The sequence below is a fragment of the Agrobacterium cavarae genome (genome assembly GCF_004310285.1).
Classification (GTDB): domain Bacteria; phylum Pseudomonadota; class Alphaproteobacteria; order Rhizobiales; family Rhizobiaceae; genus Agrobacterium; species Agrobacterium cavarae.
The window spans coordinates 78,344-98,334 of sequence record NZ_SISF01000028.1; the positions used below are offsets into that span (position 1 = coordinate 78,344).

The 19,991-nt window shown below is 58.6% G+C and carries 18 protein-coding genes; 9 read left to right on the forward strand and 9 right to left on the reverse strand.

Features of this window, described 5'->3' with window-relative positions; all coding sequences use genetic code 11:
- Positions 1-7: 7 nt before the first annotated feature.
- Together EYC79_RS09235 and EYC79_RS09240 are read right to left on the reverse strand one after the other, a co-directional pair.
- Entirely contained in the window at positions 8-1,633 is a 1,626-nt protein-coding gene (locus tag EYC79_RS09235) for a cisplatin damage response ATP-dependent DNA ligase (protein ID WP_130977777.1), read from the reverse strand.
- A 2-nt stretch (positions 1,634-1,635) separates the two neighbouring features.
- Positions 1,636-2,646, reverse strand: a complete 1,011-nt coding sequence (locus EYC79_RS09240; protein WP_165456992.1) for a ligase-associated DNA damage response exonuclease — start codon at positions 2,644-2,646, stop codon at positions 1,636-1,638.
- Between the two features lie 139 nt (positions 2,647-2,785).
- Here EYC79_RS09240 and EYC79_RS09245 point away from each other — a divergent pair, with 139 nt between their 5' ends.
- A complete protein-coding gene (locus EYC79_RS09245; RefSeq protein WP_130977778.1) occupies positions 2,786-3,616 on the forward strand; it encodes a GGDEF domain-containing protein in 831 nt (276 codons plus the stop codon).
- Here EYC79_RS09245 and EYC79_RS09250 read toward each other — a convergent pair.
- Entirely contained in the window at positions 3,585-5,105 is a 1,521-nt protein-coding gene (locus tag EYC79_RS09250) for an MDR family MFS transporter (RefSeq protein ID WP_130977779.1), read from the reverse strand. The two genes, EYC79_RS09245 and EYC79_RS09250, sit on opposite strands and share 32 nt — an antisense overlap.
- 146 nt (positions 5,106-5,251) lie before the next feature.
- On the opposite strand from EYC79_RS09250, the gene EYC79_RS09255 reads away from it, so the two are divergent.
- Positions 5,252-5,722, forward strand: coding sequence for a MarR family winged helix-turn-helix transcriptional regulator (locus EYC79_RS09255; RefSeq protein ID WP_418122395.1), 471 nt, complete (start codon positions 5,252-5,254; stop codon positions 5,720-5,722).
- Positions 5,723-5,758: 36 nt separating this feature from the next.
- Here the strand turns inward: EYC79_RS09255 and EYC79_RS09260 are convergent, their stop codons facing one another.
- A complete protein-coding gene (locus EYC79_RS09260; RefSeq protein WP_130977781.1) occupies positions 5,759-7,246 on the reverse strand; it encodes a diguanylate cyclase domain-containing protein in 1,488 nt (495 codons plus the stop codon).
- Positions 7,247-7,548: 302 nt separating this feature from the next.
- On the opposite strand from EYC79_RS09260, the gene EYC79_RS09265 reads away from it, so the two are divergent.
- Positions 7,549-8,208 (forward strand): glutathione S-transferase family protein, encoded by a 660-nt coding sequence (locus EYC79_RS09265; RefSeq protein WP_062425832.1) that lies wholly within the window; start codon positions 7,549-7,551, stop codon positions 8,206-8,208.
- Between the two features lie 58 nt (positions 8,209-8,266).
- Here EYC79_RS09265 and EYC79_RS09270 read toward each other — a convergent pair whose 3' ends face one another.
- Positions 8,267-9,274, reverse strand: coding sequence for an asparaginase (locus EYC79_RS09270; RefSeq protein ID WP_130977782.1), 1,008 nt, complete (start codon positions 9,272-9,274; stop codon positions 8,267-8,269).
- A 74-nt stretch (positions 9,275-9,348) separates the two neighbouring features.
- Between EYC79_RS09270 and EYC79_RS09275 the strand changes: the two genes are divergently transcribed.
- Entirely contained in the window at positions 9,349-10,128 is a 780-nt protein-coding gene (locus EYC79_RS09275) for a DUF3750 domain-containing protein (protein WP_165456994.1), read from the forward strand.
- Here EYC79_RS09275 and EYC79_RS09280 read toward each other — a convergent pair.
- A complete protein-coding gene (locus tag EYC79_RS09280) occupies positions 10,071-11,480 on the reverse strand; it encodes a chloride channel protein (RefSeq protein WP_165456995.1) in 1,410 nt (469 codons plus the stop codon). The two genes, EYC79_RS09275 and EYC79_RS09280, sit on opposite strands and share 58 nt — an antisense overlap.
- Positions 11,481-11,612: 132 nt before the next feature.
- Here EYC79_RS09280 and EYC79_RS09285 point away from each other — a divergent pair, with 132 nt between their 5' ends.
- On the forward strand, positions 11,613-11,894 hold the full coding sequence (locus EYC79_RS09285) for a YlcI/YnfO family protein (RefSeq protein ID WP_113326868.1): 282 nt from the start codon (positions 11,613-11,615) through the stop codon (positions 11,892-11,894).
- Positions 11,891-12,190 (forward strand): type II toxin-antitoxin system RelE/ParE family toxin, encoded by a 300-nt coding sequence (locus EYC79_RS09290; RefSeq protein WP_130977784.1) that lies wholly within the window; start codon positions 11,891-11,893, stop codon positions 12,188-12,190. Before EYC79_RS09285 ends, EYC79_RS09290 begins: the two co-directional genes overlap by 4 nt.
- Positions 12,191-12,254: 64 nt before the next feature.
- Here the strand turns inward: EYC79_RS09290 and betA are convergent, their stop codons facing one another.
- From betA to betI, 3 genes are all read right to left on the reverse strand, one after another.
- Positions 12,255-13,907, reverse strand: a complete 1,653-nt coding sequence (gene betA / locus EYC79_RS09295; RefSeq protein WP_130977785.1) for a choline dehydrogenase — start codon at positions 13,905-13,907, stop codon at positions 12,255-12,257.
- Between the two features lie 103 nt (positions 13,908-14,010).
- Entirely contained in the window at positions 14,011-15,474 is a 1,464-nt protein-coding gene (betB, locus tag EYC79_RS09300) for a betaine-aldehyde dehydrogenase (RefSeq protein ID WP_205654356.1), read from the reverse strand.
- 17 nt (positions 15,475-15,491) lie between these two features.
- A complete protein-coding gene (gene betI / locus EYC79_RS09305) occupies positions 15,492-16,103 on the reverse strand; it encodes a transcriptional regulator BetI (protein WP_062426169.1) in 612 nt (203 codons plus the stop codon).
- A 283-nt stretch (positions 16,104-16,386) separates the two neighbouring features.
- Between betI and EYC79_RS09310 the strand changes: the two genes are divergently transcribed.
- From EYC79_RS09310 to EYC79_RS09320, 3 genes are all read left to right on the forward strand, one after another.
- The gene (locus EYC79_RS09310; RefSeq protein ID WP_062438292.1) at positions 16,387-16,614 is read left to right on the forward strand and encodes a ribbon-helix-helix domain-containing protein; all 228 of its coding nucleotides are present in this window, start codon (positions 16,387-16,389) and stop codon (positions 16,612-16,614) included.
- Positions 16,615-16,827: 213 nt separating this feature from the next.
- Positions 16,828-18,576, forward strand: a complete 1,749-nt coding sequence (locus EYC79_RS09315; RefSeq protein ID WP_376782220.1) for a GGDEF domain-containing protein — start codon at positions 16,828-16,830, stop codon at positions 18,574-18,576.
- A 102-nt stretch (positions 18,577-18,678) separates the two neighbouring features.
- On the forward strand, positions 18,679-19,665 hold the full coding sequence (locus EYC79_RS09320; protein ID WP_130977882.1) for an NAD(P)H-quinone oxidoreductase: 987 nt from the start codon (positions 18,679-18,681) through the stop codon (positions 19,663-19,665).
- The last annotated feature ends 326 nt before the right edge of the window (positions 19,666-19,991 follow it).

The following is a 19,991-nucleotide window of genomic DNA, read 5'->3' on the forward strand; positions in this document are numbered from 1 at the left end:
TCTGCATTCAAGCCTCCCGTTCATCGACCATCGCCATCAGAGTGACCAACCGATCGGCTTCGGAGGGAAGTTTGTCTGCACGCAACCGTGCGATTCGTGGAAAGCGCATCGCCACGCCGGATTTATGGCGGGCCGAGCGATTGATGCCCTCAAACGCAACTTCCAGCACGAAACCGAAGGATGGCGTGGCGCGCACGGCGCGTACCGGACCAAAGCGTTCGACGGTGTTGTCGCGGACGAACTTGTCGAGAACCTCAAGCTCCGCATCGGTGAAGCCGAAATAGGCTTTGCCCACGGGCACAAGTTGTTCGCCATCTTCACCGTCTGCCCAGACGCCGAAAGTAAAATCGGAATAGTAGCTTGAGCGCTTTCCGTGGCCGCGCTGCGCGTACATCATCACCGCATCGATATTGAAGGGGTCGCGCTTCCATTTGAACCATGGACCCTTGGCGCGTCCCGCTTGATAGACGCTGTCCTTGCGCTTGATCATCACGCCTTCGATCACCAGATCGGGTGGCGCTTTGCGTAGATCGTCAAGTTCCTGCCAGTTGGTGAAGGGTACCAATGGTGAGAGATCGAAGCGGTCGTGAGGGGCGGTTTCGATGAGATCGGTCAGGTGCTTGCGTCGCTCGAGATAGGTCTTGCCGCGAATGTCCTCCTCGCGTTTGAACAGCAGATCATAGGCGCGGATGAAGGCGGGATACTCCTCCATCATCCGACCGGTGACCGTCTTGCGATTCAGCCGCTGCTGAAGGTCTGAGAAGGTTCGCGTGGCGCTGTTGGAGCGCGCCGTTCCACCGATCAGAAGTTCGCCGTCGATCACGCCGTCAAAATTCGCAGCTTCGAGAATATCCGGGAAGGCGCCTGAAATGTCGTCGCCGGAGCGCGAGTAGAGTTTGCGGGTGTCGCCAGCACGGGAGAGTTGGACGCGGATCCCATCCCATTTCCACTCCGCCGCAAAATCCTGCGGATCGAGATTGGCAAGATCATTGTCGCCGACTGGCGTCGACAGCATGACGGAATGAAAGATGGCAGGCGTTGCCAGAAGCGGCCGGTCGGTCTTTCCCTCAAGCCAGGCAAAGAGCGGTTCATAAGGGGGCTCCAGACCATGCCAGAGCGTTTCGATCTCGGTAATGTCCTTGCCGGCGAAGTCCGCAAGCGCCTGCCGGGCAAGACGCGCGGACACCCCGATGCGCAAACCGCCGGTGACGAGCTTCAGAAAGGCGAAGCGCGAGGATGTATCCAGCCGATCCAGAAGCTCTCGCACTGCGCCGCGCACTTCCGTCTTGCCGAGCGCGTTGATCTTGCGCACGACTTCGCCGAGGCTCGGATCGTTGGCCTGGGGCAGATCGGCGTTCTGGCTGGTATCCCAGACGAGCGAAATCGTTTCGGCCAGATCACCAACATAGTCGTAGGAGTAGCGGAACAAGACCTCGTCCATGCGCTCCAGAACCAGTTCGCGAAGCAAGGCCGGTTTTACGCTTTTCAGATCGAGGGTGCCTGCAATCGCTGCGAGCCCGTATCCGCGATCGGGATCGGGCGTATCGCGGAAGTAATCCGTCAAAAGCGTCAGCTTGCCGTTTCTGGATGGTGTGAGGACAAGACGGTCGAGAAGGGTCGCAAAGGCTTTCATGCTCAGTCCCCCTCATCTTCATATCCGACGAGATGCAGCGGACGGGCCGGAATGCCCTGAAGTTCGCACCAGCGCACGAGTGCTTCCTCACGGCCATGCGTGACCCACACTTCCGATGGCGCGACTTCCTTGATCGTTTCCAAGAGTTCCGGCCAATCGCAGTGATCGGAAATGACCAGCGGCAATTCGACACCGCCCTGTTTGGCGCGCTGGCGCACCATCATCCAACCTGAGGCAAAGGCAATGAGCGGTTCGTTGAAACGACGCGCCCAACGTTCCTGGAACGCCGAGGGCGGGCCAACGACGATCGCACCCTTGAACTGCGCCGGGTTGCTCTTCTCCAATGTGGCAGGGCGGATGTCGCCAAGATCGATACCTTGGGAGACGTAGTAATCGCAGAGCTTTGCCAGAGCGCCGTGAATATAAACCGGTCCGGAATAGCCGTTGTCGCGCAGCAGTCGCAGCACGCGCTGCGCTTTACCGAGCGAATAGGCGCCGACAAGATGCGTGCGCTCCGGGAACTGGCGAATGGACGTCAGAAGCTTGGCAATCTCACGCGCTGGCGCCGGGTGATGAAACACCGGAAGCGCGAAGGTGGCCTCTGTGATGAAGACGTCGCAGGGAACCGGCTCGAAGGGTGCACAGGTGGGATCAACGCCGCGCTTGTAGTCCCCCGACGCGACGATGCGCAGACCTTCATATTCGATGGAGATCTGGGCGGAGCCGAGCACGTGTCCGGCCGGATGAAACCCGACGGTCACGCCATTGACTTGCGCGATCTCTCCGAAGTCGATTGCCTGTTCGCTGAGTGTAAAATCCTCGCCATACCGCAAGCGCATGATGTCGAGCGTCTGGCGCGTCGCCAGCACCTTCTCGTGCCCTGCCCGCGCGTGATCCGAGTGACCATGGGTGATCAACGCCTTCGGCACCGGCTTCACCGGGTCGATGTAAAAGTCACCCACCGGGCAATAAAGCCCCTTCGGTGTCGGGCTGAGCAGTTTTTCTGGTTTCATGGCGTCGGGATCGACCGAAATTTACGATGCTTCAAAACTTCTTGCGCAAGACAAAACGAACCGTGCGGAATAAGGTTCATTTTGTGCGAAACGGTTTGGCGGGGGAAGCGGTTTTGCCGACAAAAGGGGTATCGGCGCAATGAAGGGATTCTGGTCACGCATCATCTTTCGCGCCACGCTCGCAGCTGTCGGATCTCTGGCGGCGTCCCTATTGATCGTTTCAGTCCTCGTTCCGCAGATGGGTGGCACCGTGGAAGGTGTCGGCCTCTTGATGGCAATCATCTGCCCTATCGCCATTGCCGGACCAGCCAGCGGCGTTCAGTTCTATCAACTAGAGCGTTTGAAACAGGCCCGCGCCGCCCTCACCCGCTCTCATCTGGAGCTCGATAGTCTGCATCGCGATCTGGTTGCCGCCCACGCTGCCGCCATAGAGGCGTCCCTGCGCGATCCCATGACCGGGGCCTATAATCGTATCGGCTTCATGCAGCGCATGAGCGAGAGTGCTAGCACCGAAGGCACCGTGCTCTTCATTGACGCGGACCACTTCAAGTCCATCAACGACCGTTTCGGCCATCGGACCGGGGATCAGGCTTTGCAGACGATTGCCAAGGCGCTGCGAAAAGGTCTGAGACCAGAAGACTTTCTGGGGCGGATCGGCGGCGAGGAATTCGTCATCTTCCTTGATGGCGTCACTTCACCGGCGGAGATCGACCGCATGGCGACCGTGTTCCTGAAATCGGTGTCCTCGACGCCACTTCTGACGGAGTCCGGCGCGATCGTGGAGCTCAGCATCAGCATAGGGACAGCGAGTTTTTCCGCACTTTGCGATGCGGACGTTCTCCTCAGGGAGGCGGACTTGCGTATGTATGAGGCCAAACGAGACGGCCGCAACCGGGCCGTCATCGGTCGGGACATATCGATACCGGTGCCGCCAGATTTCAGTCTTGCGGCGCCTTCTGTTCCATGCTGATCGGCAGCCGGACATTCTTCAGCATCACCGCAGCGACCAGACCGATCACCGCCGTTGCAGCCGCGACGAGGAAAAGCGGGGTGAAAGCGGCGGCATAAAGATCGGCCACGGCGTGTTGCGAGGCGGCAGGCAATTGCGCCAGCATTTTGGGTGTCAGTTCCTGAATGTTGCCAATCCCTTGAATATCGGCGCCGGTCCCCTTGAGACTTGAGGATATGACCGCGCCGTAGATGGAGATCGCAAGTGCCGCACCGCCCATGCGGGTCAGGGTAACGGCTCCGCTTGCCGCACCGATATCGGCTTTCGCCGCGGAATTCTGCACGCCGATAATGGGCGCCTGCTGGCCGAGGCCAACACCAAGTCCTTGCAGCAACAACAGTGCAGCGATGATCGCCAGGGGTGTACCAGCATGGACCTGCGAGAGAGACAGCATCGCAACTACGGCAATCGACAGACTGATGATCGAAAACGGCTTGTAGCTTCCCGTTTTCGAGATCAGCCGGCCTGCCGTCAGCGATCCCATGACGATGCCACCGGTGACGGCGATGAAGAAGAGTCCGGCTTCAGAAGGCGAAAGCCCGGTCGTCGTCTGCAGGAAGAGCGCGTAGTAATTGACCATGCCGATGCCGAGACCACCGCTGACGATCGAAATGATCATCAGCAATGGAAAGGTCGAATCCTTGAACAAGCGCAGTGGCACGATCGGCTCAGGCGCGCGCTTCTCCACCTGTACCCAAAGAGTGGCGCAGACAATGGCGAAGGCAATGATCGCAAGGCTCTGCCAGGCAATCAGCGAGCCGAAGAGTTCAGCACTGTCAGCCCAAAGCACAACGCTGGAAATTGCGGCGGCGAGAAGAACCGCGCCGATGTAATCGATCTTCGGTTGACGGTCGGGTCGACGATACGGCAGGAGAAAGGCAAGCCCCAGCAGCACGACAATGCCGATGGGCAGGTTGATGAGAAAGATGGAGCGCCAGCCGAAGAGATCGCTCATCGTGCCGCCCAGGATCGGTCCGACACTGCCGGACGCCATGATCACAAGGCTCGAATAGCTCTGGTAGCGGGCGCGTTCACGCGGGGCAAACAGATCGGCATTGACGGAGAAGATCGACACCATGATACCGCCGCCGCCAAGGCCCTGAAGAACACGGGCAGCGATCAGCGAATCCATCGACCAGGCCAGGCCGCAGGCAAGCGAACCGATGGTAAAGAGGACGACGGCGAAGATCATCACATATTTGCGGCCAAAGAGGTCGCCGAGCTTTCCATAAACCGGCATGACGGCGCTGGTGGCCAGGAGATAAGCGGAGCCGACCCAGCCGAAACGTTCAAGCGCGCCGAACTCGCCCACGATGGTCGGCAATGCGGTGGAGACGATCTGGTTATCCAGCGTCGCCATGAACATGGCCAGCATCAGGAATAGAAACACAATAAGTCTGCGACGGGGCTCCGTCACGAGTGGAGCCGCAGAGTTCACCGACATATCCATGGAAAGGCCTCGCGTTAGGCGTCAATTTATGTGCTTTTGGCACATATATGTCAATGGCATCTTTCGAAGGATTGTTGTATGTTGTGCTTGGTTAGGAGCGAGGGCATCACATGAACAATCAGATCCTCAAGCGCGCCGATAGGAGCATGTCCGTTCAGGATGACGTGCTAGCTATCAGCCACACCATGACACGCATGCGCATCATGATCGGCCGGCGTGTCATCGGTCGTACGGCGATCGCGAAGCTCGCACCAGGGCTCGATCTTTCGCATCTCGATGTTCTGGATGTGGTGCATCGGACACAGGGTGACGCGACAGTCGGGTCGATTGCCGAAGGCATGCGGCTTGATCCATCGCGTGGAAGCCGTCTGGTCGCAGATATGGTTGGCAGAGGATTGCTGCAGCGGGATGTGTCGCAGGAAGACGGCAGGCGCAGCGTGATTGTTGTCACGGCACTGGGCCGCAGTATTCTCGAAGATATGCGCGACGCCAAGATCGCAATCATCCAAGATGTGGTCAGTGACTGGCCGCAGGAGGATGTGGCCGCTTTCGCCGCACTTTTCGACCGCTTCATCGGACGCTTCGAGACGCGCCTTGCTCCGGATGCGCGCGCCTAGAGCGCTGGCCGTCCAGGGCCTGATTCGTCTTTCGCGTTACGCGGCGCTTCCAACCTCTGGCCCGGCTTTCGCAGCGTCTCGACCAACCCTCTTCGCCTCGTACATGGCGGTATCAGCGCGGGCCAAAAGGTTCTCCGGCGTCGTTCCATCGGTCGGATAGAACGCCGTTCCCATCGAACAGGTCACAGTAATCGCGCCTGTCGAAATTGCGATCGGCTCCTGCACCGCTTGGCGAATGGCTTCAAGCCGCGTCATCACCCCGGCTTCATCTCGTTTGGGATTGCTGAAGATGATGGCGAACTCGTCACCACCAAGGCGCACCGCAATATCCGAAGCACGAACGTTTTTGGTGATACGTTCGGCGATGGCACGAAGAACATCGTCCCCTGCTGCGTGTCCGTGGAGATCGTTGATCTGCTTGAACTTATCGACATCGAGATAGGTGGTTGCCACCAGACGACCCTCCCGCTTCGCCTCGTGAAGCGCTCGGCGGAACTGGCCCCAGAAGAGATTGCGGTTCGACAGACCGGTCAGCGGATCGTGGTGAGCCATGTAATGTACACGTTCTTCGGCACGGCGGCGGTCGATCGCGATCCCGGCAATATTGGTTGCCATGTCGATGATTTCTTTTTCCGTCTCTGTCGGCATGCGAACCGCTTTGGAGTAGAGCGCGAATGTTCCGAGCAGAACGTTGTTGTTGCCTATGACAGGCGTGGACCAGCAGGAGCGAAGGCCATGGGGCTTGACCGCTTCGACATAATTGGTCCAGAGCGGATTTTCCAGCGTGTCGCTGACATAGACAGGCTCTCTGCGAAAGGCGGCCGTGCCACAGGAGCCATTGGTCGGCCCGACGGGAACACCATCCACTTTCGACACATATTCTTTCGGTAGCGACGGTGCCGCGCCGTTGCGCAGCAATGCCGTCTTCTCGTCCAGCAACAGGACCGAACCACAGACATGGTCCAGCAGGCTTTCGACCTCGCGCACCACGGCGGCGAGGATATCCTTGAGGGGCTTTCCCTTGACGATCATTTCCAGGAGAGCAGCATGGCTTTTGCGCATGGTTTCTTGACGCTTGGTCAGGGTGATCTCGCGTGAAACGCCGGCAAGCCCCACCGGCGTACCATCATCATCGCGTAGAATGATGCGTGTGCCCGAGTACCAGCGTGTTGTTCCGTCGTCTGCGGCGATCGGCTCTTCGGCATCGTAGACATTGGTATTGTTGGAAAGGATGCGGCGATCCAGGCGATCGATACAATCGGCAACTTGCTTCGGCGCGAGGTCGAAGATCGTCAATGTGCGCCCGTCCAGGTAATCCCGCTCGTGGCCGAGTGAGGCAAGGGCGGCGGCGTTCATGTACTCGTACCGGCCTTCGCAATCCTTGATGAAAACCATTTCGGGTACGTTATCGAGCAAGAAAGTCAGACCGTGCCGGTGGATGTAAGACATCGGGATTTGGAGAGATGGCGCCGATGATGTTGACGGTATTGGACCGTTTTCTTCACGCATCTTATAAAACTCCATTAAAATTCTTCAGTCTGGTGCATTTGCTTATGATCGATGGTCAGCACAAACGGGCTGGAGAGCAATGGGATTTAGCCTACAGAAGATATACTTATACTGAATTAACAAAATTCAGTCTCTACCGTCTGCCGTCACCGCGGCTCTCTCCTAGTAATACTGTCAATATTGCATTCTTTTTATTAGGATTCCTACATATATCAGAATCTCGCCAGCTGAACTACACCTCCTGTCGAAACGTGACATAAACGTTGGATTCGGCCAGAAATGGCTCTAACGTCCTACAAAAATGAGAGGGTTTTGCAGTGCTGACAATTTATGGCGTCTATCGCTCCCGGGCCACGCGGACATTATGGCTTGCAGGAGAACTGGATATTGCGTTCGACCATGTGCCCGTCATCCAGGCGCGGCGGCTCGCCGACCCGATGGCAGCCGATGCGCCGCTCAACACGCTGACGCCCTCCTATCTGGCCATCAACCCGATGGGAACGATCCCCTGCATCGACGATGACGGCATGGTGCTTTACGAGTCGATGGCGATCAATCTCTATCTGGCGCGGAAATACGGCACGTCCGTCGCGCCAAAAGACGCGGCGGAAGATGCGCATATGCTGCAATGGTCCTTCTTCGCCGCGACGGAAATCGAGACGAATTCGCTGAAGATCTCTTCGACCTTTGCCGAGGGCCTGGCCGACAGCGAAACCGGCAAGGCCGTCATCGAGGTAGCAGCGCGCATGTTGCGCCGGCCCTTTCGCGTGCTGGAACAGCACTTGGCGGACAAAGACTATCTGGTCGGCGACCGCTTCACCGTTGCCGATCTGAACGCTGCGGAAGTGGTTCGCTACGCACAGACGCACGCGCCGCTTTTTGATGCGCATCCTGCCGTGAAGGCATGGCTGGAGCGCTGCCAGTCCCGCCCGGCCTTCAAGGCAATGTGGGATGCGCGAGCTGCCGAACCGGCTTAAGCGCTCAAGCATCGACCCGGAAATCGGAATCGATTTCCGGAAAGTAAGATGTTTTAAATCAAAGTGTTAGAGCCGACGTTACACGGATGTCACCGACATGGATGCCGTTCCAGTTCCTCATGGAGCGGTTCGCGATCGCGTCGAGAGCATGCGCTTCCACGCTCTCCTTTTCGACGTACCGCGCCAATAGAGCGGCAATCATCGCTTCGGCGGCACGGGTCGTGCCGTCCTCGCATTTGACCGCGATGGCCAATCCCTTCTCCGGAAGGATGCCGACAAAAACCCCTTCGGCGCCGGTCTTCGCAAAAATCTTACCCGGGGCGATTTCCATGAGCTTGGTGCAGGTGCGGCCCGCTCCCGCAACGTAAAAGGGCTCTGCCATACAAGCCTCGATCAGCCGACGCGAGGCCTGAGCGCGGATCGGCTCCAGCCCTTGCCCGGTCGCCATCTTGGCAAAACCGTGCGCCAGTGATTTTAGCGGTACGGCATAGGCCGGGATGGAGCATCCATCGATGCCGCAACTGTCCTCGGCGACGGCAGCGCCCGTGAGGCTTTCCATCGTCGCGCGGATTTCGCGCTGCAGCGGGTGCTCGGCATTGAGGTAACCCTTCGTCTCGATGCGATTGTGGCTGCAGGCGCAGATGAAGCCGGAATGTTTGCCGGAACAGTTGTTGTGCAGCGCCGTCGGCTTCTCCATGCTGCGCGCCTGGCCTATCAGCGCCTTCTGGTCGAGCGACCAGTGCGCACCACATTCCAGCGCGCTGAGATCATGGCCCGCCCGTGCGAGCATCGATGCCGCCAGTTCCACATGCGCCTCTTCTCCCGAATGGGATGCGCAGGACAATGCGAGCTCTCGGTTGCCGAAACCGTAAGCATCCGCAGCACCGCTTTCCACCATGAACAAGGCCTGCATGGCCTTACATGCGGAACGCGGGAAGACCACGCTCTCGGCATCGCCTGCCGAAAAGACAACCTTGCCATCGCCATCCACCACGACGGCCGTGCCTCGATGGCGGCTTTCGACGAGGTTGCCGCGGGTGATCTCAACGGTAACGGGGTTGTGCATGATGCCGGCCTCAAAAAATTCGAAATGCGATCCCTATCTAACCCTATTGTTCGCATCATGCACGGGGCACTCCATTGAAATTTGCCAAGCGGTTTCTGGCCGTCGTTTTTCTCGTCTATCTCCTGCCTGCCCTCGCCTCTGCGGGTCTGTGGGTAATGAAGGACCATCCCACCGGCTACCGCAATGCGCGCTGGTCTTCCGCGGGCATTCTGCCGGATGCGGCCATGGACAAGCCCGCGGCGATCTATGTCTACTCGGCCATGACCGGCGGCTTCAAAGGCTCGATTGCCAGCCACGCCTGGATCGTGATGAAGCCGGAGGGTGCTGCGAGCTATGAGCGCTACGACAAGGTCGGCTGGGGCTCACCCATCCGCCGCAATGCCTACGCGCCGGATGCCTACTGGTATTCGAACATGCCCCGCAAGGTTCTGGAAATGCACGGTGAAGAAGCCGAGAGGCTGATCCCGAAAATCCAGCAGGCGATCGCCGACTATCCTTATGCCAAGGCAGGGGGCTACCGGATTTACCCTGGCCCTAATTCCAATACCTTTATTGCCCATGTTCTGCGCAGCGTGCCGGAACTCGGCGTGGTGCTGCCACCCGACGCCGTCGGCCGCGACTACCTGCCGAACGGCGAGTTCGTCCATATTGCCGAGGATTGGAAGGATGTCAGCATTTCGCTCGGTGGACTGTTTGGACTGTCCGCCGGTTTACGCAGCGGCTTTGAAATCAATTTTCTCGGCCTCGTCGCTGGCATCGACGTCCAGAACCCCGGCATCAAGATCCCGGGGCTCGGTTACTTCGGCGTCAACTCGTTCGAACCGGCGCCGGAGCGCGCACCCGGCTCTGCCTGAGTATCGCTTTCGTGGTGCTCGGCTTCGCTCGCGCGCCTCGCCCTGATTCCCTGCGCGATGAAGACGCGCGACAGGCCGTGGTAGAGGGGCTCAGGAGAGATCATTCGTGAGGTCAGGTAGCCCAGCATCGACGCGGCCATGATCGCGATGACGCCATCATGATTGCCCGTCATTTCCAGAATAATCACGAAAGCCGTCATCGGGGCCTGAACGACACCGGCAAAATAACCTGCCATGCCAAGGATGGCGCCGAGCGCGATGCTGCTGCCAAGAAGAGAAGAGACGGTGCTGCCGAAGCCCGCACCTACGGAAAGCGATGGGGCGAATATGCCGCCGGGAATGCCCGACAGCATGGCAAGGAATGTCGTCATCAGCTTCTCGGCAAAGAACAACATCGGCGCGGGCTCACCTTCGACGGCCGCCCTCGCCTGCTCATAGCCGGTGCCAAAGGTCGCACCACCGCTGAGGACGCCGATGATGGCTGAGGCCAAGCCGCAGACGGCTGCAACAATCAGCATGCGCTTCAACGGAACCGTGTGCGCCCAACGGCGAATACGCTGCGAGGCGCGGAGCGCGCCCGCGCTGAAGATGGCGCCCAGAAAGCCGCCGCCGATACCGCAGATTAGAACGAGGCTCCAATCCTTCCCCGTTTGCATCATGACGGTGCTAGTGCCGAAATAGGTGTAGCTGCCGACTAGTCCGAGCGAAGCCAAACCCGAGAGGATGACGGCGGTCAGCACCAGGCCGTTGGCGCGGGACTGATAGGACCGGCTCATCTCTTCAATCGCAAAGACGACGCCGGCAAGTGGTGTGTTGAAGGCCGCAGCGATCCCTGCTGCCGATCCGGCGAGGATCAGACCCCTCGCCTGCGCCATGCCGCCAACCCGTGCGGCCAGAAGCATGATCGAGGCGCCGACCTGTACCGTTGGTCCCTCGCGCCCTATGGATGCGCCGGACATGAGACCAACAACCGTCAGCACGATCTTACCGACGGCAAGTTTGATCGACAACAGGCGAGACCGGTCTTCGTCATGATGGAAATGGCGCGCGGCGATGGCCTGCGGAATGCCACTTCCGCCGGAATTGGGAAACACCACCATCGCCAGCCAGGCGCAAAGAACGAAGCCAAGCGGCGTGATAATCAGAGGCAGAAGAAATGCCCACTCGCCTGACGATGTGGTCGCGGCAAAAACGTGCTGCGCCCAATCTGCCGCCTTGGCAAAGGCGACGCTGATCAGCCCTACCGCAATGGCCCCGAGCCAGAAAACGGCTCTTGGCTTCCAGATCCGCCACGATCCCCACATGACGCGGGAACGGCGGACCATTTTCATGTTCTTGTAAGTTGCGGGCATGGTACGTTTCTGCATTTCAAAGGGCAAGATTTCTTATCGGACCCAGGCGCGTCGATTGCAACCATGTCTTTGACAAATGCCATGGAAAGGCGCAGATTTGCGTATCGCAATTGCAATGCAGGAGCCATTCCGATGAAAAGCGCGACGCTGCCGCCCCTTCGGGTCGAGCCGGAATTTCGAGAAAAAGCACAAAGCGTCCTCAGAGAGGGCGAGACCCTGTCCAGCTTCATCGAAGAGGCCGTGCGCAAGCAGGTGGAAATCCGCAAATCGCAGGCGGAATTCATCGCCAGAGGTTTGGCATCTTTGGAGGAGGCCGAACGCACAGGGGTATATTACACGACTGAGGACGTATTATCCTCGATGCGGCAGAAACTTGAGGCCGCTAAAGCGGCGAGAGCTTCCAAGCAAAAATGACTTATACTCTCCGGTACACCGCCGAAGCGCTGGAAGACTTTGATCGCAATTACGATTACCTGATCGAATATGACATCGAGACCGCCGCACGGGCCCTAAGGGCAATAAGCGCAGGGCTTGGTATTCTGGTTGATTTTCCCTTCAGCTGCCGCCGCGCAGATGGTGGAACCAGCGTTATGCGCGAGCTCCTTGTTCCATTCGGCTCATCAGGTTATGTGGTTCTCTTCCGTATCGACGGTCCGGAAACCGTTACGATAGCCGCAGTCCGCCACCAGCGCGAAGACGACTATCATTGAGCCCTACGCATCGTGGTTTCAAAGACATAGAGCGTCCCTCGCATCCAAAAGGACGCGCGGAGCTCTAGCGATCGCTGACCGCCGCCCGCGGATTGACCCAGGGCTCCTGATTTGACCGCGGCAGCGGCTGTCGACCGAGAATATGATCGGCGGCCTTTTCTCCTGTCATGATCGACGGTGCATTGAGGTTGCCATAGGTCACATGCGGGAAGATCGAGCTATCCGCCACGCGCAGGCCATCGACCCCAATGACGCGGCATTCTGGATCGACGACGGCCAAAGGATCGTCCTTGGCGCCCATCCGGCAGGTGCCGCAGGGGTGGTAGGCACTTTCGAGATGTTCACGCAGGAAGGCGTCGATCTCCGCATCGGACTGAACCTTTTCGCCCGGCTGGATTTCAGGACCGCGGAACTCGTCGAAGGCTTTCTGGCTGAAAATCTCGCGCGTAAGGAGCACGCAATGGCGGAATTTCTCCCAGTCTTCTGCATGGCTCATATAGTTGAAACGGATCACCGGGTCGTCCTTCGGATCAGACGATCGAAGCTTAACGTCGCCGCGGGATTTCGACAGATTGTAGCCGACATGCACCTGGAAGCCATGGCTCTTAGCGGCAGCCTTGCCGTCGTAGGAAATGGCGACGGGGAGGAAATGAAACTGGATATCCGGCTGCTTCAATCCTGGTGCGGAGCGCAGGAAGGCGCAGGCCTCGAACTGGTTGGAGGCACCAAGCCCGCCCTTGGTCATCAGCCACTGCGCACCCGCCACGCCCTGCCAGAACCAGGGAAGCCATGAATAGAGCGATACAGGCTTGGTCGAGACCTGCTGGAAGTAGAATTCCATATGATCCTGCAGATTGGCGCCAACGCCGGGGCGGTCCACTTCCACCTCGATACCCATGTCCTGCAAATGCTGCGCCGGACCGATGCCGGAAAGCATCAGCAGTTTCGGCGAGTTGAAGGACGAGGCCGCGACGATCACTTCGCGGTTTGCGCTTATCGTCTCGACGGCACCCTTGCGTTCAATCTCGACTCCTGTCGCGCGGCCATTCTCGATCACGATTTTACGCGCAAAGCCGTGCACGAGCGTGACATTACCGCGCTTCAGAGCCGGCCTCAGATACGCGTTTGCCGCGGACCAGCGACGACCGTCATGGATCGTCTGCTCCATCAGGCCGAAGCCTTCCTGCTTCGAACCGTTGTAATCATCTGTCAGTTCGAACCCGGCCTGTGCGCCAGCCTGAATGAAGGCATGGAACAGAGGGTTCTTCACGGGACCTCGCTGTACATGCAGCGGCCCATCCGTGCCGCGCCAGCCTTGCTCGCCGCCATGGCTATGCTCCATGCGCTTGAAGTAAGGCAGTACATCCGCATAGGCCCAGCCCTGCGCACCCTGTTCCTCCCAGCGGTTGAAGTCTTCCGCGTGACCACGGACATAGACAAGTCCGTTGATGGAGGATGAGCCGCCAATGACCTTGCCGCGGGGTGCGGTGATGCGGCGATTGTTGAGGTTCGGCTCCGGCTCGGAGAGATACCCCCAATTGTAGCGCTTCATGCTCATCGGCCAGGCCAGTGCCGCCGGCATCTGGATGAATGGCCCGAAATCCGACCCGCCTGCCTCGATGACGATGACAGAATACTTGCCGTCTTCCGACAGGCGATAGGCCATGGCTGAGCCAGCGGACCCGGAACCGACAATGACGAAATCTGCCTGCTGCATCTGTTATCTCTCTTGGTGTTAATCACCCGCCGTCAGCGCCGAAAGGCGACTGGCGGGTAGCCGGATCGATTGGATACTCCCTGAGCAGGGGAGCAGCGCGCCATCAATAGGGCGCTTCGACTTTGCCTGTTGCCACGTAGATCGTCTTCAACTCACTGTAATGATTGAGGGCTGCGGCTGAATTTTCGCGGCCGAAGCCGGATTGCTTGGAGCCGCCGAAGGGCATTTCGACCGGGCACAGATTGTAGGTGTTGATCCAGAGCGTGCCGGCCTCCAACTGGTCAACGACGCGATGCGCACGCGACAGATCAGCGGTGAAGACGCCGCCCGCGAGGCCAAATTCGGTCGCGTTGGCGCGGGCAATGACCTCGTCTTCATCGTCGAAATCCAGCACGCACATCACCGGCCCGAAGATCTCCTCGCGGGCAATGGTCATGTCGTCCTTCACATCGGCAAAGACGGTCGGCTGCACGTAATAGCCCTGGCCGGAGATATTGTTGGGAATGCCGCCACCGCTCACGAGCGTTGCGCCTTCTGCCTTGCCCTTCTCCATATAGGCCAGCACCTTCTCCTGCTGCGCCTTCGAGACGAGCGGGCCGATCTGGGTTGTCTCATCCATGGGGTCGCCAATGATCATGGCGTCGGTGCGGCTCTTGAGATTGTCGAGGAAACGTTGTTTCGCACCCCGCTGAACGAAGACGCGCGTCCCATTGGAGCAGACCTGCCCCGAGGAATAGAAATTGCCGAGCATGGCGCCGCCAACCGCACTTTCGATATCGGCGTCGTCGAAGACGATGAGCGGCGACTTGCCGCCGAGTTCCATCGTCACATGCTTCAGATGGCCCGCAGCCGCGGCAGCGACCTTGCGGCCCGTCGGAACCGAGCCAGTCAATGACACCTTGGCGATATCTGGATGGTTGACGAGGAGCGGGCCGGTATCGCGGTCCCCCTGAATGACGTTGAAGAGACCTTTCGGCAGTCCCGCTTCGATGAGAATTTCTGCAATCTTCAAAGCACCCAGCGGGGTGTTTTCCGATGGCTTGAAGACCATGGCGTTGCCCGCGACGAGCGCGGGCGCAGCTTTCCAGCAGGCGATCTGCTGGGGGTAGTTCCAGGCGCCGATACCGAAGCAGACACCCAGCGGGACGCGCTTGGTATAGGCAAAATCGCCGCCGAGCGGAATATAATCGCCGTTCAACGCAGATGGCGCGATGCCGCCGAAGAATTCGAAGCAATCAGCACCGGAGGTCGGATCAGCAACAATGGTTTCCTGAATAGGCTTGCCGGTGTCGAGCGTTTCAAGTTCGGAAAGCTCGCGGTTGCGCTCGCGCATAATGTCTGCAGCACGGCGCAGGATACGCCCGCGTGCCGTCGGGCTCATCGCCGCCCATTCTTTCTGCGCACGCTTCGCCGAGGCAATTGCCCGCTCGACAATGGCAGGGGTCGCCGCATAAATGCGCGCGATGACCTCACCGGTCGCCGGATAGATGCTTTCGATCAGCGTTCCCTTGTCGTCTTCAACATAGTCGCCATCGATGAAGTGCGAGGCTTTCGGCTGGGCTTTCAACGTCATGATCAGTGTCCTCAAAGAATGCGGGTGGACGGCTTGTTGTCCAAAAAGCGTTTCAGCTGCACGTCGAAGTAATCTTCGACCAGAGCGCCCGCGGCGGAGATGCCAAGCGGTGCGGCATGCAGACTGTGGCGAATATAAAGCCCGTCGATCAGTGCCGCTGCCCCTTCCGCGATCCTTGCCGCGTCGTCGGGCGGGCAAAGACGACCGAGGCTATGCATGATGTTGGAGCGAAGGCGCTTGGTATAGACGACGAGAAGACGGCGGGTTTCTTCCGAGCGCTGCGCCTCGACGTAAAAGGCCAGCCACGCCGCCACCGTTTCCTGGGTGAACTGGTCGCTTTGAAACGACACCCGCACGATAGCACTGAGGCGCTCGCGTGCGCCGGAGGCCCGTGTCAACGCCGCAACCGCATCCCGCCGCAAATCCCGCAACAGGCTGCGGATCGTCTCCAGCAGGAGTTGCTGCTTGCTGCCGAAGTAATGGTGCGCGAGGGCCGCCGAGACCCCCGCCTCTCGTGCGATGTCCGACATCGTCACATTCAGCGAACCATGATGGCCTATGGTGCGTAGAGCTGCATCGACCAGCGCTTTGCGCCGCAATGGCTCCATTCCGACTTTGGGCATACCGATCTCCTTTGGGTCTTTTTTATTATTGATTGACTGATCAATCAATAAAAAATGCGACGGGTTTTCACCTGATTTGCGCCATGTCAATGAGAGGATCGATCACGTGTTCGACACTCTTCGGGCTCTGAGTATTTTTAGCGGGAACCAAGAATAACTTCCCACGTTCTATTCGACCGCCGCCTTGCGATCCGCAGAATATGCACATGCTGCAAAGTGAGTTTACGACGGCAAATGCGGCTGACGGGAAAAATCCCGCAGCTTGGTAATAGGGAGGACCACCATGCCAGTGTTGACCGTATCGATCTCTCCGGAACAGGCCGCGAAGATGCACGAAGCCGTGGCCTGCGGTGCCTACGCCTCCAGCAGCGAGGTCGTGCGAGCCGCGCTGAAGCTCTGGGCAGAGACACAGCAAAGAAACAAGGGCGGCTTCGTCGAGCGCCGCAAGATGGATAGCGAGGCCGTCAATGTGGCGGAGCTTTATGCCTTCCACAATACGCAGAGACGCTGAGCGACGTCCGCTTTGACGCCACCTGACCGGACATGAAACTGTCACCAAAGTTTCATCTGCCGTAAAGTTTTCATTGAGGAGTTCTCTCCACACTCCCGCCTAAAAACATAGGGTCGGGCAGGATTGCTGCAGACGATCCTGCAATGGTGGAGAAAACGCGTGGTGTCGATAAGTGCCGAGCCAAATATCATAAGACGGTTTTCCAGCGGCCAGATGATTTCCATGGCAAAGCTGGTGCTCGAATGCGCCTTCCAGCCGATCGTCGAAGCGACGACCGGCACGGTCTTCGGTTATGAATCTCTGATGCGCGGCTATGACCGCATCGGCTTTTCCAATCCACTCGAACTTCTCGATCATGTCGAAGCGGACGGCCAGCTCATCGAACTGGAGAAGATGATTGCGAGCCGCGCACTCGCCAAATTTTCCACGCTTCCGGATTTGGCCTCGGCCACGCTGTTTCTCAACCTCGATGTCAGGCTCATTCCCCACGGCGACATCATTGTCGACAAGCTGCTGGAACAATTGGCGCAGGCAAAGATCCCGCCCTCCTCCATCTGCTTCGAGCTGTCGGAACGCTTCGACAATACCAGCGTGCCGGAGTTCAGCACCCTCATCAACCGCATGCGCAAGGAAGGCTTCAAGCTCGCCATCGACGATTTTGGCGTCGGCCACGGCGAGATGAAGCTGCTTTGCGATTTCGATGTCGATTATCTGAAAATCGACCGCTACTTCATCCAGGATGTCGAGCGCAATCCGCGCAAGCGGCACATGGTCAAGAACATTGTCAACATCGCTCATGTGCTCGGCGTGCGCGTCATTGCCGAAGGCATCGAGACGGAAGGGGAATTCCTCGCCTGCCGGGAGATGGGCGTCGATCTGGTCCAAGGCTGGTTCGTCTCTCGCCCAACGACTTTCGTCAAGGAATTGCAGACATCGTTTCCGCATCTGCAAATTCTCGGCGAAAACCGGCGCAACCGGCAGACGCTCGACGAGATCCTGATCCGTCGCCAGATCGAGCATCTGCCCACCGTCTATGAGAACGACAGCATCGACAGCGTCTTCGAACTCTTCCGCCGCAATCCGGAGCAGGCTTTCTTTCCCGTTCTCAACGCCAATGGCGAACCGCGCGGGGTGATCAACGAGTATCACCTGAAGGAATACATCTATCAGCCCTTCGGCCGCGATCTCTTGAAGAACAAGGTCTATGAGCGGACGATCTCGCATTTCGTCGATCGCGCCCCGATCGTCGGGCTGGATGCGGATGCGGATCGGCTGATGAATATCTTCGCCAATATGGGCGGCAGTGCCTGCGTGATCCTCACCGAAAACATGCGCTATGTCGGCGTCGTCTCGGCCGCATCGCTGATCAAGGTCATCAACGAAAAGCAATTGAAGCTGGCGCAGGAACAAAACCCCCTGACGGCGCTTCCCGGCAACCGGGCGATCAGCGGCTTCATTGAGGAATCCTGCCGGGATAGCGATGAAGATCGCTTCTTCTGCTATTGCGACTTCGACAACTTCAAACCCTTTAACGACAAATACGGTTTCCATGTCGGCGACCACGCGATCAGCCTGTTTTCGGCGCTGATGAAACGATACTTCTTCTCCGGCGATTGCTTCCTCGGCCATATCGGCGGCGACGATTTCTTCATTGGCGTTCGCGACTGGACGAAGGACGAGGTGACGGAAATTCTGGAGCGGTTGCTCAGCGATTTCCACGACGATGTCATCTCGCTGTATTCGGAAGAAGATCGTCTCGCGGGACAGATCAAGGGCTTCGACCGCTTCGGCAACGAGCGGGAGTTTGCCCTTCTGCGTTGCTCCATCGGCGTCCTTCAACTGCCCAAGGGCATGTTGATCGGCAATCCCGAGGGTATCGGCGCCGAAATCGCCAACATCAAGAAGGCGGCCAAGGAAAGCGATGCCGGTCTCGTCATTTGCAGCCATGGCGAAATGAAATAAGGGGAGCGGCATTACGCCTTCTTTCATAAGCCACACGGGTCACCTAAGTTTAGCGGACGTAAGAAAGCTTTGAGGAGGCCACCCGTGTCACTGCCGTCCACCATGCGTTTTGTCGATCTGCCGAGCTTTGGCGGACCTGAGGTCATGACGTTTTCAAACGGGCCTTTGCCCTCACCCAAGGCCGGGGAACTTTTAGTCAAGGTTCACGCAGCAGGGATCAACCGACCGGATGTGGCGCAGCGTCAGGGAAACTATCCCGCGCCGAAAGACGCAAGCCCGGTTCTCGGTCTTGAAGTCGCCGGTGAAGTCGTCGCGCTCGGTGAAGGCGTCAGCGATTTCCAAGTTGGCGACCGGGTCTGCGCGCTTGCCAATGGCGGAGGCTATGCCGAATATTGCGTCGTGCCCGCTGGCCAGGCCCTGCCCTTCCCCAAAGGTTATGATGCGGTGAAGGCGGCAGCGGTGCCCGAAACCTTCTTCACCGTGTGGGCCAACCTTTTCCAGATGGCGGGCCTGACGGAAGGCGAAAGTGTTCTGATCCATGGCGGTAGCAGCGGTATCGGCACCACGGCAATCCAGCTTGCAAAGGCCTTTGGTGCCGAGGTCTACACCACGGCAGGCTCGAAGGAGAAATGTGACGCCTGCGAGACGCTTGGCGCCAAACGAGCGATCAACTACAAACAAGAGGACTTCGCCGCCGTCATCAAGGACGCGACAGGCGGTAAGGGCGTGGATGTCATTCTCGACATGATCGGCGCATCCTACTTTGAAAAAAACATCGCCTCGCTTGCCAAGGATGGCTGCCTGTCCATGATCGCCTTTCTGGGCGGTACGATTGCCGAGAAGGTGGACTTACGCCCCATCATGGTCAAGCGCCTCACCGTCACCGGCTCCACCATGCGGCCACGCACGGCTGACGAGAAACGCGCCATTCGCGATGAACTCGTCGAGCAGGTCTGGCCGCTACTGGAAGCCGGCAAGGTGGCACCTGTCATTCATGACGTGATCGACTTCGATCAGGTCTCGGAAGGCCATCGGCTGATGGAAAGCAGCAGCCATATCGGCAAGATCGTGATGCGTATCAGCGAGTAAGATCAGAGACTTGAGATTGGCGGCGGCGGGCTCGGGCAGCCTTTCCGGCGCCGCACTGCCGTTTGCGGCCTACAGCATCGGCCCGACAATCGGAGTCGATTCTCGGAAAGCACGATGCGTAGATCAAAAAAGATAGAGCGTCCTTTGCGCGTCCAATAGGACGCACGGCGCTTCATCTCGGCTTGTTCGGCTTACGGCATCGATATAAGCGCGCCCTCTTGCAATCGGCGCGAATCGGATTACCTTCATCCTATGTTCAACGTAGAGAAAGGAAGGTGATCCAATGTCTAATGAGATTTCGGTCTTGGCAGCAGGCAATGGAAAGG

Bases quoted from the DNA above. Each gene is read 5' to 3' on its own strand.
- EYC79_RS09235 (WP_130977777.1), bottom strand. From the start codon at position 1,633: ATGAAAGCCTTTGCGACCCTTCTCGACCGTCTTGTCCTCACACCATCC.
- EYC79_RS09255 (WP_418122395.1), top strand. From the start codon at position 5,252: ATGTCCGTTCAGGATGACGTGCTAGCTATCAGCCACACCATGACACGC.
- EYC79_RS09310 (WP_062438292.1), top strand. From the start codon at position 16,387: ATGCCAGTGTTGACCGTATCGATCTCTCCGGAACAGGCCGCGAAGATG.
- EYC79_RS09245 (WP_130977778.1), top strand. From the start codon at position 2,786: ATGAAGGGATTCTGGTCACGCATCATCTTTCGCGCCACGCTCGCAGCT.
- EYC79_RS09315 (WP_376782220.1), top strand. From the start codon at position 16,828: ATGATTTCCATGGCAAAGCTGGTGCTCGAATGCGCCTTCCAGCCGATC.
- EYC79_RS09250 (WP_130977779.1), bottom strand. From the start codon at position 5,105: ATGGATATGTCGGTGAACTCTGCGGCTCCACTCGTGACGGAGCCCCGT.
- EYC79_RS09320 (WP_130977882.1), top strand. From the start codon at position 18,679: ATGCGTTTTGTCGATCTGCCGAGCTTTGGCGGACCTGAGGTCATGACG.
- EYC79_RS09240 (WP_165456992.1), bottom strand. From the start codon at position 2,646: ATGAAACCAGAAAAACTGCTCAGCCCGACACCGAAGGGGCTTTATTGC.
- EYC79_RS09270 (WP_130977782.1), bottom strand. From the start codon at position 9,274: ATGCACAACCCCGTTACCGTTGAGATCACCCGCGGCAACCTCGTCGAA.
- betI (WP_062426169.1), bottom strand. From the start codon at position 16,103: ATGCCCAAAGTCGGAATGGAGCCATTGCGGCGCAAAGCGCTGGTCGAT.
- betA (WP_130977785.1), bottom strand. From the start codon at position 13,907: ATGCAGCAGGCAGATTTCGTCATTGTCGGTTCCGGGTCCGCTGGCTCA.
- EYC79_RS09260 (WP_130977781.1), bottom strand. From the start codon at position 7,246: ATGGAGTTTTATAAGATGCGTGAAGAAAACGGTCCAATACCGTCAACA.
- EYC79_RS09285 (WP_113326868.1), top strand. From the start codon at position 11,613: ATGAAAAGCGCGACGCTGCCGCCCCTTCGGGTCGAGCCGGAATTTCGA.
- EYC79_RS09280 (WP_165456995.1), bottom strand. From the start codon at position 11,480: ATGCCCGCAACTTACAAGAACATGAAAATGGTCCGCCGTTCCCGCGTC.
- EYC79_RS09290 (WP_130977784.1), top strand. From the start codon at position 11,891: ATGACTTATACTCTCCGGTACACCGCCGAAGCGCTGGAAGACTTTGAT.